We start from the raw sequence: 14,394 nt of genomic DNA, 5'->3' as shown, positions 1-14,394 counted from the left end.
GTCACTGCTCCTGGGGCTGCCGGGTCGGGGGGAAGTCTGCGGTATCGGTGGGCTCTACGGCGAGTGTGCGGTCCGGATTCAGCCGTACGACGATGTGGCGGCGCCAGCTGTCGTCGTCGCGCTCGGGACGGTCCTCGCGCCAGTGGCAGCCGCGGGTCTCCTCGCGCAGCAGCGCGGCGGCGACCAGGACGCGGGCCACGCACAGGAGGTTGGTGGCCTCCCAGGTGTCGACGCCGGGCTCGGCGGTCTTGCCGTTCTCGTCGAGGGCCTCCCGCGCGTCGGTGTGCAGCCGCTGGAGCTGTTCGGCGGCCCGGGTGAGGGACTCGGCGGAGCGCAGGACGCCCGCGCCCTCGGTCATGATCCGCTGGATGGCGAACCGGTCCTCGGGGGCGAGCAGCGGGTGCGCGGGCACCTCCGGGTAGGGCACCGGGTGCGGCATGCGCGCGTGCAGGCCCTCGCGCGCGTGGCTCGCGGCGATGTCGGCGGCGATGCGCTCGGCGTAGACCAGGCCCTCCAGCAGGGAGTTGGAGGCGAGCCGGTTCGCGCCGTGCACGCCGGTGCACGCGACCTCGCCGCACGCGTACAGGCCGGGGACGGTCGTACGGCCGTGGGAGTCGGTGCGTACGCCGCCGGAGGCGTAGTGGGCGGCCGGGGCGATCGGGATGGGCTCGTGGACGGGGTCGATGCCGTTGGCGCGGCAGGCGGCGAGGATCGTGGGGAAGCGGTGTTCCCACATGTCGGCGCCGAAGTGCCGGGCGTCGAGGAACATGTGCTCGGCGTCCTGCTCCTGCATGCGGCGCATGATGCCCTTGGCGACGATGTCCCGGGGTGCGAGCTCGGCCAGTTCGTGCTGGCCGACCATGAAGCGCACGCCGTCGGCGTCGACCAGGTGGGCGCCCTCGCCGCGCACCGCCTCGGAGACCAGCGGCTGCTGGCCCTCGGCGTCCGCGCCGAGGAACAGCACCGTGGGGTGGAACTGCACGAACTCCAGGTCGGAGACTTCCGCGCCCGCGCGCAGGGCGAGCGCCACGCCGTCGCCCGTGGAGACGGACGGGTTGGTGGTCGCGGAGAAGACCTGGCCCATGCCGCCGGTGGCCAGGACGACCGCGGGGGCGTGCACGGCGCCCACGCCGTCGTGCTGGCCCTCGCCCATCACGTGCAGGGTCACACCCGCGGTGCGGCCCTCGGCGTCCGTGAGGAGGTCCAGGACGAGCGCGTTCTCGATGGTGCGCATGCCCCGCGCGCGCACCGCTTCCACCAGCGCGCGGGAGATCTCCGCGCCGGTCGCGTCGCCGCCCGCGTGCGCGATGCGGCGCCGGTGGTGGCCGCCCTCGCGGGTGAGTTCCAGGCCGCCCTCCTCCGACTCGTCGAAGTGGGCGCCCGTCTCGATGAGCCGGCGCACCGCGTCCGGGCCCTCGGTGACGAGGATGCGGACGGCTTCCTCGTCGCACAGCCCGGCGCCCGCGACCAGGGTGTCGCCCAGGTGCTGCTCGGGGGTGTCGCCCTCGCCGAGGGCAGCGGCGATACCGCCCTGCGCCCAGCGCGTGGAGCCGTCGTCGAGGCGTGCCTTGGTGACGACGACGGTCCTCAGGCCGGCGGCCTCGCAGCGCAGGGCCGCGGTCAGTCCGGCCACGCCGGAGCCGACGACGACCACGTCCGCGTCGATGGACCATCCGGGTGCGGGCGCGTGCAGTCGTATGCCTGTGCTGGTCACGAGGCGGCTCCGGGGGCAGCGAAGGTGAGAGGGATGTTGTCGATCAGCCGGGTCGTGCCGACCCGGGCGGCGACGGCGAGGACGGCCTCACCGGTGAAGCCGTCGTCGATCTCGGTGAAGTCGTCCGGGTCGACCAGGGCGAGGTAGTCCAGCTCCAGCGGCGGGTTCAGCCGCGCGGCCTCGTCCAGGACCAGGCGGGCGGCGGCGCGGACGGCGGCGGGTCCGCCCGGGGCGGCCGGGGTCGCCTTGGCGACGGCGTGCGCGTCGGCGGCGGCGCGGGACTCGCCGAGCGCGCTGAGCGCCTCGGCACGCGCGTGCGTGGCGGGCACCTCGCGCGCCCGCGCGCGCAGTGCCTCCTGCGCCGCGTGCCGGTCCTGGCCCGCGAACAGCGCGCGGGACAGCGCGAGCGCGGTGCGGCGCTCGGCGGGCGAGAGGTAGCGGTTGCGGCTGGACAGGGCCAGGCCGTCGTCCTCACGCACGGTGGGCACGCCGACGATCTCGATGCCGAAGTTCAGGTCCCGGACCATGCGGCGGATCAGGGCGAGCTGCTGGGCGTCCTTCTGGCCGAAGAGCGCGACGTCGGGCCGGGTGAGGTGGAGCAGCTTGGCGACGACGGTGAGCACGCCGTCGAAGTGCCCGGGGCGCGAGGCGCCCTCCAGGCGCTCCCCCATGGGGCCCGCGCTGATGCGGACCTGGGGTTCGCCGCCGGGGTAGACCTCGTCGACGGAGGGCGCGAACACGACGCTCGCACCGGCCTCCTCGGCGAGCTTGAGGTCGGCGTCGAGGGTGCGCGGGTAGCGGTCGAGGTCCTCGCCCGCGCCGAACTGCAGCGGGTTGACGAAGACGGTGACCACGACTTCGCCGTCGGGGCCGGCGATCTCCCGCGCGTTGCGGACCAGGGTGGCGTGGCCCTCGTGCAGGGCGCCCATGGTCATCACGACGGCACGGCGGCCGGTACGCGCGCGTGCGGCCAGTTCGGCGGCGGTGCGCAGCAGGGTGGTGGTCATCCCGCGTCTCCCTTGGTGCTGTCGGCGAGCACTCCGAGCAGGTCTTCGGCGAGTTCCGGCTTGAGCAGCCCGTGCGCGAGCGCCCGGTCGGCGGTCGCGCGCGCCATCGCCAGGTATCCGGCGACCGTCCCGGGGGCGTGCCGGCGCAGCTCGCTGACGTGCGCGGCGACGGTACCCGCGTCCCCGCGCGCGACGGGGCCGGTCAGGGCGGCGTCGCCGGAGCGCAGGGCGTTGTCGAGCGCGGCGCCGAGCAGCGGGCCGAGCATCCGGTCGGGGGCTTCGACGCCGGCCTCGCGCAGCAGCTCCATGGACTGGGCGACGAGGGTGACCAGGTGGTTGGCGCCCAGGGCGAGGGCGGCGTGGTAGAGCGGCCGCATCTCCTCGGCGATCCACTCCGGCTCGCCGCCCATCTCGATGACGAGGGCCTCGGCGGCCAGGCGCAGTTCGTCGGGGGCGGTGACACCGAAGGAGCAGCCGGCCAGGCGCTGGACGTCCACCGCGGTGCCGGTGAAGGTCATCGCCGGGTGCAGGGCCAGCGGGAGGGCGCCCGCGCGGAGGGCGGGGTCGAGGACCTTGGTGCCGTAGCGGCCGGAGGTGTGCACCAGGAGCTGGCCGGGCCGTACGGCGCCGGTCTCGGCGAGTCCGGTGACCAGTCCGGGCAGGGCGTCGTCGGGGACGGTGAGCAGGACCAGTTCGGCGCGGCGCAGGACCTCGGCGGGCGGTACGAGGGGCACGTCGGGCAGCATCTGCGCGGCGCGGCGCCGGGAGGCGTCGGAGACCCCGGAGACGGCCACCGGGCGGTGCCCGGCGAGCTGGAGGGACGCGGCGAGCGCGGGTCCCACGCGACCGGCGCCGACGACGCCGACGGTGAGCCGCGCCGGGCGGTCCTTCGGATCTGGCTGTTGGCTTGTACTCACGCGACGGTGGCCTTCCCGTTCCAGTCCGCTCGGGGTACCGGACGATTTCTCGTCATGTTAACGCGATTGGTTCGAGGGGCGTTCGGCTGTCCACAGCCTGTGGGTTTCCCCGGACCCGTCCCGCGCGGGGCAAACGCTTGCCGAAATGCGGGTGCCCGAGGGGGGCGGTGCGCGACATGATCCGGGGGTGAGCGATGCGGCGGAGACGAATCAGCAGGGTACGGAGCGGCTCTCGGACACCGAACGGCGCGAGCGCCTCAGAGAGCGGCGCATCCGCGCGTCCAGGGGCGCACGGCGCACGCTGGGGCGCGCTGTGGCACAACGCACGCTCCGCGAGCGGCTCGCGCTGCTGGAGCACGCGGCGGAGGTGTACGACCTCGACGAGCCCGCCGACATGTACGGCGACGGCGTCGTCGAGTCCTTGGAGGCCAAGGTCGCCGGTCTGCTCGGCAAGGAGGCCGCCGCGTTCTTCCCGACCGGCACCATGGCCCAGCAGGTGGCCCTGCGCTGCTGGGCGGGCCGCACCCAGAACCCCGCCGTCGCCCTGCACGCGCTGGCCCACCCCGAAGTGCACGAGCGCAACGCGCTCAGCCAGGTCAGCGGCCTGCGTCCGGTCAGGGTGACGAGCGAGCCCCGGCTGCCCACCGCCGAAGAGGTACGCGGCCTCGACGAGCCCTTCGGCGCGCTGATGCTGGAACTGCCGCTGCGGGACGCCGGTTTCGTCCTGCCGTCCTTCGAGGAGCTGACCGAGCTCACCGAGGCGGCGCGGGATCGCGAGGCGGTGGTGCACTTCGACGGCGCGCGCCTGTGGGAGTCCACCGTGCACTTCGGGCGGCCCCTGGACGAGATCGCGGACCTCGCGGACAGCGTCTACGTGTCCTTCTACAAGTCCCTCGACGGCTACGGCGGCGCCGCGGTCGCGGGCCCGCAGACCCTCGTGGACGAGCTGAAGGCATGGCGGCACCGGTACGGCGGCACCGTCTTCCAGCAGTTCCCGACCGCGCTGTCGGCCCTGGTGGGCCTGGAGCGGGAGCTGCCCCGGCTGCCCGACTACGTCCGCCACGCGCGCGTGGTCGCCGAGGCGCTGCGGGAGGGGTTCGCCGCGGCGGGCCTGCCCTGGGTCCGTGTCCATCCGGACGTGCCCCACACCAACGAGTTCCAGCTCTGGCTGCCGCACGACGCCGACACCGCCGCCGAGGCCGCCGTCCGGCACGCCGAGGAGACGGGGACCCTGCTGTTCTCCCGCCCCTGGGCCGCGCCCGGGCCCGGGCTCGCCGTCACGGAGATCGACGTACGCGCGGCGGGCCTGGAGTGGAGCGCCGCCGACGTGCGCACGGCGGTCGCGGAGTTCGCCGAGCGGCTGGCGGAGCCGGTCAGCGCGTAGGGCGCAGCCTGCGGGCGAGGGCACGACGGAGCCTGCCACCGGCCGGGCGCCCGGCGAGGACGGCACGGAACCGGCGCTCGTCCCGCCACTGCCGTACGACCCGCGCGTCGTGGGTGCCCGGAGCGGGCGGCGCGGGCTCGCCGTGCTGCTGGGCCCGGTAGGCGTCGAGGAGGTACTGCTGGGTGATGCTCATGGCGTTCGCCTCTTCGGGACGGGCTCGGGGGCTCCCGGACGGCTCCGCGGCGCCCCGGTCGTGTCCCTACAGCCTGCGCCTTCCTGGCGCCCGCGTCGCGTCGATTGACGGCGGGCGTCAAACGGGGACGGCGTTGTCAGTGGCGGGGTGCACCATGAGGGCATGAGCGTGAGCATCGACATCGCGGGGCTGCGGCCGGAGAGGGTCGCCGTCGTGCCCTCTCCCCTCGCCGAGCTCGGCATGGCGCTGCACGCGCTGTCCGAGCCCGCCCACCACCCCGGCCTCCAGGGCTGGGTGACGAGCGTGACGGCGGGCCTGGACCCGCATCTGGCCGACCGTATGTGCGAGGCCGACTTCCTGTGGCGTACGACGTTCTCGGACCTGTTCCTGCCCTGTGCCGGAGTCCCCGGCGGCCCCGCTCTGCCCGGCGCGAGTCTCGCCGAGGACCTGGACCTGCTCGACAAGCTGACGGACGAACAGTTCGTGGACGCCGCCCTGGAGTTCACCTGCGCGCTGCCCTACACCACCCCGGGCCCGTCGGCGCTCGCCGACGCCGAGCTGCGCCGCCGCGCCCTGGAACTGGCCGCCGCGCGCGGGCCGCAGCAACTGCGCTTCACCAAGCGGCTGCTGGAGGACCCGCCGCGGATCCGGGCCTGGCTGCGGCGGTTCCTGGAGGACTGCGACGAGGCGTTCTTCGCGGACGTCTGGCACCGCCTGCGCCACCAACTCGCCGCCGACGCCCGCCACCGGACCGACCTGATGCGCCACAAAGGGCTGGCCGAGGCCCTCACCTCGGTGTCCGCGGCCATCACGCTCGACGAGGACGGCGCCCGGATCACCATCGACAAGCTGCGCCAGGGCCACACCGTCATCCGCGACCGCAGCCTGCTGCTCATCCCGACCGGCCTGGGCCGCCCGCATCTGATGGTGCTGCACCGGCACGGCTGGCAGCCGGTCCTGCACTACCCGGTCACCTCCGCCGAACCGGCCGCACCGCCCTCGGTCGACCAGCTGGTCCTGCGCATGACCGCGCTGTCCCACCCGGTGCGCATGCAGCTGTGCCGCAACCTCGCCCGCAGCACGTACACCACGGGCGAGCTGGTTCAGATCCACGGCATGACCGCGCCCGAGATATCCCGGCACCTGGGCGCGCTGAAGAAGGCGGGCCTGGTCACCACCCGGCGGCGCGGGCGGTACGTCCTGCACCAGCTGGACGTGACGGCGGTGGCCCGGCTCGGCAGCGACTTTCTGGAGGCGCTGCTGCGGTGAGGGGTCAGTTCTGTCCGCCGGCCCGCACCAGCCCGGTCTCGTAGGCGAGGACCACCACCTGCACGCGGTCGCGCAGACCGAGCTTGGTCAGGATGCGGCCCACGTGTGTCTTGACGGTCGCCTCCGACAGCACCAGCCGGGCCGCGATCTCACCGTTGGAGAGCCCCTGCGCGACCAGCACCATGACCTCGCGCTCGCGGTCGGTGAGCCGGTCCAGCTCCTTGTGCTGGGGCTCCTTGCCGGTGCTGGGCAGCATCGGCGCGAACCGGTCCAGCAGGCGGCGCGTGGTCGAGGGGGCGACCACCGCGTCGCCGCTGTGCACGGAGCGGATCGCGGCGAGCAGTTCGCCGGGCGGCACGTCCTTGAGCATGAAGCCGGAGGCGCCCGCCTTCAGCCCGGAGAAGGCGTATTCGTCGAGGTCGAATGTGGTCAGGATCAGCACCTTCGGCGGGTTGGGGTCCGAGCAGATGCGGCGGGTGGTCTCCACACCGTCCAGCTTCGGCATGCGCACATCCATCAGCACCACGTCGACGGGCGTCTGCCGCAGCACCTGAAGCGCCTCCACGCCGTCGCCCGCCTCCGCGACGACCTCCATGTCCGGCTGGGCGGCGAGCACCATCCGGAACCCGGTGCGCAGCAGCACCTGGTCGTCGACGAGCATCACGCGGATCGTCATCGGGTCCTCTTCCATGTCCGTCTGCGGGGGCGTTACAGGTGTCAACACGAGGCGCGGCTGGCCTCAGTGCACGGGTTTGAGCGGGAGCAGGGCACTGATGCGGAATCCTCCGCCGGGGCGGGGGCCGGCGTCCAGGGTGCCGCCGACCATACCGACCCGCTCGCGCATGCCGATCAGGCCGTGGCCCTGGCCGTCGATGCCGCCCTCCTCGTACAGCTCGTGCGGGGCGCCCTTGCCGTCGTCCTCCACGAGCAGGCCGAGTCCGTCGTCGAAGTAGACCAGCCGCACGCTCGCACCCGCGTTGGGGCCGCCGTGCTTGCGGGTGTTGGTCAGCGCCTCCTGCACGATCCGGTACGCGGTCAGCTCGACGCCGCTGGGCAGCGGGCGCGGGGTGCCCTCGACCTTGAAGTCGACGGGCAGCCCGGCGCTGCGGCACTGCTGGACGAGTTCGTCGATCTGCTCGACGTCGGGCTGCGGGACGTACTCGCCGCTCTCCTGGTGCTCGCCGGTGCGCAGCACACCCAGCAGGCGGCGCATCTCGGCGAGTGCCTGGCGGCCGGTGGAGGAGATCGTCTCCAGGGCCTTCTTCGCCTGCTCCGGGGCGGCGTCGAGGACGTAGGCGGCGCCGTCGGCCTGCACGACCATCACCGAGACGTTGTGCGCGACCACGTCGTGGAGCTCGCGCGCGATCCGGGCGCGTTCGGCGGCGACCGCGACCTTCGCCTGCGCCTCGCGCTCCTTTTCGAGCCGGCTCGCGCGCTCCTCAAGCTCCGCGAAGTAGGCGCGCCGGGTGCGTATCGAGTCGCCGAGCACCCAGGCGAGGGCGAACGGCACGGTGGTGAAGACGATGATGGCGAGGTACTGCAGCGCGTTCGCCTCGCGCTCCGGCCAGCGCAGTTGCGCCAGCGGCGCGGCGCACAGGCCGACGCCGAGGGCCAGCCGGGAGGCCCAGCGGGCGCCGGTCGCGGCGACGGTGTAGGTGATCACCAGCATGGCGAAGTTGGCGGGCATCGTCTCGACGTCCAGCACCAGCTGGGCCACGCCGAGTCCGATGGCCAGCAGCAGCATCTTCTCCGGCATCCGCCGGCGCAGGGCGACCACCAGGGAGAGCAGCAGGGCGATCGGCACGGCGACCACCGGGTAGTCGGCACGCTCCACCTCCTGCCGCGCGACCGCAGACACGCACGAGATCCCGAACAGGAAGACGGCCCAGAAGCTGTCGACCCATGTCGGGTGCCTGCGGATGAAGTCATAGATGCGCTGCACGTAACCCAGCGTAGGGAAGCGTGACGTGTGCACGGGTCAACCGGAGGGCCGATCCGGGGCGAGCGCGCGTACTCCGCAAGGTGGAGGCCCCGTTCGCCTGTGCCTTTAGCCTGGGCCGGTGACGATGGACACAGGTGAGGAATGGCGTGGGTGGCGGGCGGCGGCCCAGGAGGCGCTGTACGGCTCTGACGGCTTCTACCTCCGGCCCGAGGGCCCGGCGGGCCACTTCCGTACGTCGGTGCATGCCTCGCCCCTGTTCGCCGAGGCCGTGGCCCGCCTGCTGTGCCACGTCGACGAGGCGCTCGGCCGCCCGCGGACCCTCGACTTCGTCGACGTGGCGGCGGGCCGCGGCGAACTGATCACCGCCGTCCTCGCCGCGCTCCCCGCCTATGTGTCCGCCCGCACGCGCGCGTACGCCGTCGAACTGGCCCCTCGCCCGTCCGGCCTCGACCACCGGATCGAGTGGCTGCCCCGCCCGCCGCACGGCATCACAGGCCTGCTCTTCGCCAACGAGTGGCTCGACAACGTGCCGGTCGAGGTCGCGCAGGTCGACGCGGCCGGAGTGCCCCGCCTGGTGCTCGTACGCCGCGACGGCACCGAACGGCTCGGGGAGCCGGTCGGCGGGGCGGACGCGTCGTGGCTTGCCCGATGGTGGCCGCTGCCCCCGGAGGAGGGTCTCCGGGCCGAGATCGGGCGGCCCCGCGACGCGGCGTGGGCGACAGCGGTCGCTTCACTCTCACGGGGCGTCGCGGTCGCGGTCGACTACGCCCACACAGCGGCCGCGCGCCCCCTGTTCGGCACGTTGACCGGCTTCCGGGAAGGCCGGGAGACGGCGCCAGCTCCAGACGGGTCGTGCGACATCACGGCGCATGTGGCACTGGACGCGTGTGCTTGGGCGGGGGCGGGCGTGGGGGCGCTGGAGGGCGCGGGCGTGGATGCCGATGCGCGCGGCGCGGAGGCAGAGGTGCGCGCGGGCGCGGGCCGCGATCCCCACGCGGGCGTGGAAGCTCATGCAGGCGCGGGAGTCGACGCCCGCCGCGCGATGACCGAAGAGGACGGCGCGGGTGACGATCCGCGTGCGGGCGGAGAGGTGAACGCGAGCGCGGGCGCGAAGGTCAATGCGCCCGGCGCGCGGGCAGAAGCAAGCGCGGGCGTGGGGGTAGAGCCGTGCGCGGGCGTGGAGACGAGTGCGGGCGCGGGCGCGGACGCCCACGCGACCGGCGCGAGGGCAGAGGAAAGCGCGGGCGCTGACCGCGCTTCGCGCGCGGGCGTGGAGCTGGACACCCCGGCGCGTGGGCTCCCACGTGCGCGGCTGCTCGCGCAGCGCGACGCTCTGCGCGCCCTCGGCATCACGGGCGCACGCCCCCCGCTCTCGCTCGCGAGTACGCAACCCGCCGCCTATGTACGCGCCCTCGCGAGCGCCGGTGAGGCCGCCGAGCTGACCGCGCCCGGCGGGCTCGGCGACTTCGGCTGGCTGCTGCAGCGCGTGGGCATGCCGGAGGCGGCCCTCGGCGGACCGCTGCGGAAGCTACTTGTCGATGTCCCCGACCACGAAGAACATTGAGCCCAGGATCGCCACCATGTCCGCCACGAGCGTGCCGGGCAGCAGCTCCACAAGGGCCTGGATGTTGTTGTACGAGGCCGAGCGGAGCTTGAGCCGGTACGGGGTCTTCTCGCCCTTGCTGACGAGGTAGTAGCCGTTGATGCCGAGCGGGTTCTCGGTCCAGGCGTAGGTGTGGCCCTCGGGCGCCTTGAGGACCTTGGGAAGCCGCTGGTTGATCGGGCCGGGCTCCAGTTCGGCGAGCCGGTCGAGGCAGGCGTCGGCGAGGTCGAGGGAGATGTGGGTCTGCTCCAGCAGGCACTCGAACCGGGCGAGGCAGTCGCCCTCCTGCCGGGTCACGACCCTCAGGACGTCCTGGAGCTCCCCGTAGGCGAGGTACGGCTCGTCGCGGCGCAGGTCGAAGTCCACGCCCGAGGCGCGCCCGATCGGCCCGCTCACGCCGTACGCGTGCACGGCCTCCGGTGACAGGACGCCCACGCCGCGCGTGCGCCCGCGGAAGATCTCGTTGCCGAGGACCAGGTCGTCGAAGCGGTCCATCCGGGAGCGCACGTCCGCGACGGCGGCACGCGCGCGTGCCGTCCAGCCGGCGGGCAGGTCCTCCTTCAGGCCGCCCACGCGGTTGAACATGTAGTGCATGCGCCCGCCGGAGACCTCCTCCATCACGTGCTGGAGTTCCTCGCGCTCGGAGAAGGCGTAGAAGATCGGCGTGATCCCGCCCAGCTCCAGCGGATAGGAGCCGAGGAACATCAGGTGGTTGAGCACCCGGTTCAGCTCGGCGAGCAGGGTGCGCGTCCACACCGCCCGCTCGGGCACCTCCATGCCGAGCATGCGCTCCACGGCGAGGACGACGCCCAGCTCGTTGGAGAACGCCGACAGCCAGTCGTGGCGGTTGGCGAGCATGATGATCTGGCGGTAGTCGCGCGCCTCGAAGAGCTTCTCCGCGCCGCGGTGCATGTAGCCGATCACCGGCTCGGCGCTGGTGATGCGCTCGCCGTCCAGGACGAGCCGCAGGCGCAGCACGCCGTGCGTGGACGGGTGCTGCGGACCGATGTTGAGCACCATGTCGGTGCTCTCCGCGGCGCCGCCGATACCGACCATGGTCTCCGTCGTAGGCATGGACACAGTCTCTCCTACGTAGGCTGGCCGTATGGAGACGGGGAGCCAGGAAAACGCGGTGCATACCGGGCAAACCGGTGCCGCGCCTGCTGTCGGGCACGAGCCGGACTGGACCGGACTGCCACCGGGGCTGCTGCGGATGCGGAGACTGCTGCTCGTGGTGTGGCTGGGACTGCTGGCCGTGGGCCTCGGTGTGCTCCTGGGTCTGCTCGCCGGCCCGGCCTGGAGCGCGTTCGCCCTGCTTCCCGTCGCGGTGGGGGTCTGGGGCTGGGTGATGCTCGGCCGCAACTGGCGCTCCTGGCGCTACGCCGAGCGCGCCGACGACCTGCTGATCAGCCGGGGCGTGCTGTGGCGCGAGGAGACGGTGGTGCCGTACGGGCGGATGCAGCTGGTGGAGGTCACCTCGGGGCCTGTCGAGCGGCACTTCGGGCTGGCCAGCGTGCAGCTGCACACGGCTGCCGCGGCAACCGACGCGACCATCCCCGGCCTCGTCCCGGCGGAGGCCGAACGGCTGCGCGACCGGCTCACCGAGCTCGGTGAGGCCCGATCGGCGGGGCTGTGAGCCTCCCGGGCGTCGACGGCGCCGTACGCGGGAGGCCGCCTGTGATCGAGCGGCGTCTGCACCCCGTGACGCCCCTGAGGCGGGCGTGGGCGCCGGTCGCGGTGGTGATCGGGTGGGCGGTGCACGACCCGGACCAGACGCAGCGGCAGCTGACGCGGCTGACCACGACCACCCTGCTGCTGGCGATAGCCGTCGCCGTCCCGGCCGCCGCCCTGTACGGCTTCCTCACCTGGTGGTTCACCCACTTCGCGGTGACGGACACCGAACTGCGTATCCGTACCGGCCTGGTGTTCCGGCGCACCGCGCACATCCGGCTGGAACGCATCCAGGCCATCGACGTCACGCAGCCGCTCCTCGCGCGCGTGGCGGGCGTCGCCAAGCTCAAACTCGATGTCGTCGGCACCGACAAGAAGGACGAGCTCGCCTTCCTGGACGCGCAGGAGGCGCGTGCGCTCCGCGCGGAACTGCTCGCGCGCGCCGCCGGATTCGCACCCGAGACGGCACACGAAGTCGGCGAGGCTCCGGCGCGCGAGCTCATGCGCACGCCCCCGCGCGAGCTCGCGCTCTCCCTCGTGCTGACGGGCGCCACCTGGGGCACCCTGATCGCCGCCCTTGTCGTCCCGCCGGTCCTCTGGTTCGCCACCCACAGCCTGTGGACAGTCCTCGCCACCGGCCTGCCGCTGCTCGGTGCTGCGGGCGCGAGCAGCGTGGGCCGTTTCGTCGCCGAGTACGACTGGACCGTCGCCGACTCCCCCGACGGGCTGCGCATCGACCGCGGTCTGCTGGACCGTGTCCACGAGACGGTGCCGCCGGGCCGGGTGCAGACCGTACGGATCGTGCGGCCGCTGCTGTGGCGGCGGCGCGGCTGGGTGCGGGTGGAGCTGGACGTGGCGGGATCGTCGAACTCCGTGCTGGTTCCGGTCGCCCCGCGTGAGGTCGCCGAGGCCGTCATCGCGCGCGTGCTGCCCGGCGTGAGCGTGCCGCCGGACGCGGCGCTGTCCCGGCCGCCCCGACGTGCGCGCTGGTGCGTACCGGTGTGGTGGCGGGGCTACGGTCTGGTCGTCACCGACGCCGTGTTCGCCGCGCACGTGGGGCTGCTGCGCCGGAGCCTGGCGCTGGTTCCGCACGCGAAGGTGCAGAGCGTACGGCTCGTCCAGGGCCCCTGGCAGCGCGCTCTGGGCCTCGCCGACGTCCACGTGGACACGGGGGCCGACAAGACGGTCACGGCGCGTCTGCGGGACGCCGAGGAGGCGGCGGTGCTGCTGCGGGCCCAGGCCGAACGCTCGCGCACCGGACGGCGGGACGCCCGGCCGGACCGCTGGATGGCCTAATGGGCCCGGGACGGCAGAAGGGGCCGGCCCCTCGGGCCGACCCCATGTGAACGTTCCTGCTCGCCCCGCGTCAGGACACCGCGCTGCGCAGCCCCTGGACGTCGATCTGCTCGGTCTCGTCGTGCGCGGTCAGGTCGATGACCTGGCCGACGCCGCGGGACTCCTCGTTCGCGGGCTTGAACTCCGCCTCCGCCTCGGCCTTGTGCAGCGCGAGCGCCTCCTGGCCGACGACGTCGGCGAGGTCCTCGTTCTGCACATCCTCCAGGGCGGGCGCGGTGCCCTTGCTCGTACCGAAGAAGTCGAAGCCGCCCTCGACCGCCGGGCGCCGCACGGGCGTCGACGGCACCACGGCCACCGCGGTCGGCGCGACGAAGTGCCCGGCGGGCTGCTGTGCGGGCAGCGCGGGCTTGCCCTGGGGGCCGGCGGCCGCGTGCACGTGCTCCTGCGCGTCGGCCGCCTCGGGCTTCCCCTGGGCCTCGTCCTCCTGCGCGGCCGAACCGGCCTGCGCGGCCCGGTCGTTCGAGGAGCCGTCGTGCTGCGCGGGCACCTCGGCCGGCGTGCCCTCGGACGGCTGCGCGTCACCGGAGGTCGGCGCGTCGGCGTCGCCCCGCGCGGGGGCCTCCGCCTCACCGCCGTTCTTCGGCGTGCCGTCGCCCTTCGGACCGCCGTCGCCCTCGGGACCGCCGTCCCCCTCCGGCTCCGAGGACTCCTCGCGGTCGAGCTTGGCCAGCGCCGCACGCGCGCGCAGGAACAGCTTCGAACCCTCGGGCGAGAAGACCGCGGTCGTGGTCTGCGCGTCCTCCGCGTCGGACTCGGTCGTGCCGTCCGTCTCGACGTCCGGGGCTGCCACGGCCCCGGCCTCGGACTCCGCCGCGTCCGCCGCGTCGGCCGCCGCTCCCGGCGGCAACGCGCGCGCGGGCTCGGCCGCCTCTATCTCCAGCAGCCGACGCCCCTCCAGGGCGCTCGCCCGCTCGGTCTCGGCGGTGGCGTACCGCCGCAGCAGCGCCGCGTGCTCGTTGCGCAGCCCGGCCAGCTCCGCGCGCTTGGCGCGCAGCCGCTGCTCCAGCTTGCCGCGCAGCTCGCGCGACTCGTCGAGGTCGGCCTCCAGTTCGGCGACCCGCTCCTCGAAGCGCCACTCGTCGCTCGCACGCGCGCGTGTCAGATCGGCGACGCGTTTACCGGCCTGGCTGTCCCAGCGGCGCATGACGACCGCGCCGACGACCGCCGTCGCCGCGGCGGCCGCGGCCAGGCCCCGGAGCGCCAATGGCTCCGAGAACACCCAGGGGCCGAGCGCGCAGACGACGGAGACGCCCGCGATGGCCGACGGAGGCAGCAGCCTGTGCAAGGGCGGGGAATGGCGGTGACGTCCACGTGGCATGGCCAGAAACTTACCGCGCG

The 14,394-nt window shown here is 73.9% G+C and carries 12 protein-coding genes and 1 pseudogene; 5 read left to right on the top strand and 8 right to left on the bottom strand.

The features are described 5' to 3' along the window. Position 1: 1 nt before the first annotated feature. From ACZ7L7_RS25995 to ACZ7L7_RS25985, 3 genes are read right to left on the bottom strand one after another with little or no spacing between them, the layout of a single operon-like run. Positions 2–1,714, bottom strand: coding sequence for an L-aspartate oxidase (locus tag ACZ7L7_RS25995; protein WP_285516411.1), 1,713 nt, complete (start codon positions 1,712–1,714; stop codon positions 2–4). Further along, complete coding sequence (panC, locus tag ACZ7L7_RS25990; RefSeq protein WP_285516412.1) at positions 1,711–2,721, bottom strand: pantoate--beta-alanine ligase; 1,011 nt, start codon at positions 2,719–2,721, stop codon at positions 1,711–1,713. The genes ACZ7L7_RS25995 and panC overlap by 4 nt, the downstream gene beginning before the upstream one ends. Beyond that, positions 2,718–3,638, bottom strand: a complete 921-nt coding sequence (locus ACZ7L7_RS25985) for a Rossmann-like and DUF2520 domain-containing protein (RefSeq protein ID WP_285516413.1) — start codon at positions 3,636–3,638, stop codon at positions 2,718–2,720. Before ACZ7L7_RS25985 ends, panC begins: the two co-directional genes overlap by 4 nt. 145 nt (positions 3,639–3,783) lie before the next feature. Between ACZ7L7_RS25985 and ACZ7L7_RS25980 the strand changes: the two genes are divergently transcribed. Further along, positions 3,784–5,022 carry a threonine aldolase family protein gene (locus ACZ7L7_RS25980; protein ID WP_472077386.1) on the top strand — a complete coding sequence of 413 codons (1,239 nt, stop codon included), beginning with the start codon at positions 3,784–3,786 and terminating at the stop codon, positions 5,020–5,022. Here ACZ7L7_RS25980 and ACZ7L7_RS25975 read toward each other — a convergent pair. Then, a complete protein-coding gene (locus ACZ7L7_RS25975) occupies positions 5,012–5,215 on the bottom strand; it encodes a hypothetical protein (RefSeq protein WP_285516415.1) in 204 nt (67 codons plus the stop codon). The two genes, ACZ7L7_RS25980 and ACZ7L7_RS25975, sit on opposite strands and share 11 nt — an antisense overlap. A gap of 162 nt (positions 5,216–5,377) precedes the next feature. Between ACZ7L7_RS25975 and ACZ7L7_RS25970 the strand changes: the two genes are divergently transcribed. Continuing rightward, complete coding sequence (locus ACZ7L7_RS25970) at positions 5,378–6,484, top strand: DUF5937 family protein (RefSeq protein ID WP_285516416.1); 1,107 nt, start codon at positions 5,378–5,380, stop codon at positions 6,482–6,484. Between the two features lie 4 nt (positions 6,485–6,488). On the opposite strand, the gene ACZ7L7_RS25965 is transcribed toward ACZ7L7_RS25970, so the two are convergent. Both ACZ7L7_RS25965 and ACZ7L7_RS25960 read right to left on the bottom strand, forming a co-directional pair. Beyond that, a complete protein-coding gene (locus tag ACZ7L7_RS25965) occupies positions 6,489–7,160 on the bottom strand; it encodes a response regulator transcription factor (protein ID WP_453603043.1) in 672 nt (223 codons plus the stop codon). A 63-nt stretch (positions 7,161–7,223) separates the two neighbouring features. Continuing rightward, a complete protein-coding gene (locus tag ACZ7L7_RS25960; protein ID WP_285516418.1) occupies positions 7,224–8,426 on the bottom strand; it encodes a sensor histidine kinase in 1,203 nt (400 codons plus the stop codon). A 124-nt stretch (positions 8,427–8,550) separates the two neighbouring features. Here ACZ7L7_RS25960 and ACZ7L7_RS25955 point away from each other — a divergent pair. Further along, positions 8,551–9,495 (top strand): annotated as a pseudogene (locus ACZ7L7_RS25955) (SAM-dependent methyltransferase); the annotation flags it as partial. A gap of 459 nt (positions 9,496–9,954) precedes the next feature. On the opposite strand, the gene ACZ7L7_RS25950 reads toward ACZ7L7_RS25955, so the two are convergent. Continuing rightward, entirely contained in the window at positions 9,955–11,103 is a 1,149-nt protein-coding gene (locus ACZ7L7_RS25950) for an NADH-quinone oxidoreductase subunit D (RefSeq protein ID WP_285516420.1), read from the bottom strand. 31 nt (positions 11,104–11,134) lie between these two features. Here ACZ7L7_RS25950 and ACZ7L7_RS25945 point away from each other — a divergent pair, with 31 nt between their 5' ends. Together ACZ7L7_RS25945 and ACZ7L7_RS25940 are read left to right on the top strand one after the other, a co-directional pair. Beyond that, on the top strand, positions 11,135–11,665 hold the full coding sequence (locus ACZ7L7_RS25945; RefSeq protein ID WP_285516421.1) for a PH domain-containing protein: 531 nt from the start codon (positions 11,135–11,137) through the stop codon (positions 11,663–11,665). Next, a complete protein-coding gene (locus ACZ7L7_RS25940) occupies positions 11,662–12,996 on the top strand; it encodes a PH domain-containing protein (protein ID WP_453603050.1) in 1,335 nt (444 codons plus the stop codon). Before ACZ7L7_RS25945 ends, ACZ7L7_RS25940 begins: the two co-directional genes overlap by 4 nt. Before the next feature lie 70 nt (positions 12,997–13,066). On the opposite strand, the gene ACZ7L7_RS25935 is transcribed toward ACZ7L7_RS25940, so the two are convergent. Beyond that, on the bottom strand, positions 13,067–14,374 hold the full coding sequence (locus ACZ7L7_RS25935) for a coiled-coil domain-containing protein (RefSeq protein WP_453603052.1): 1,308 nt from the start codon (positions 14,372–14,374) through the stop codon (positions 13,067–13,069). Positions 14,375–14,394 lie beyond the last annotated feature (20 nt).

It is taken from the genome of Streptomyces sp. NPDC110618 (assembly GCF_055657065.1).
Note: the sequence above shows the minus strand (reverse complement) of the source record. Positions and strands in the feature narration are given on the sequence as shown.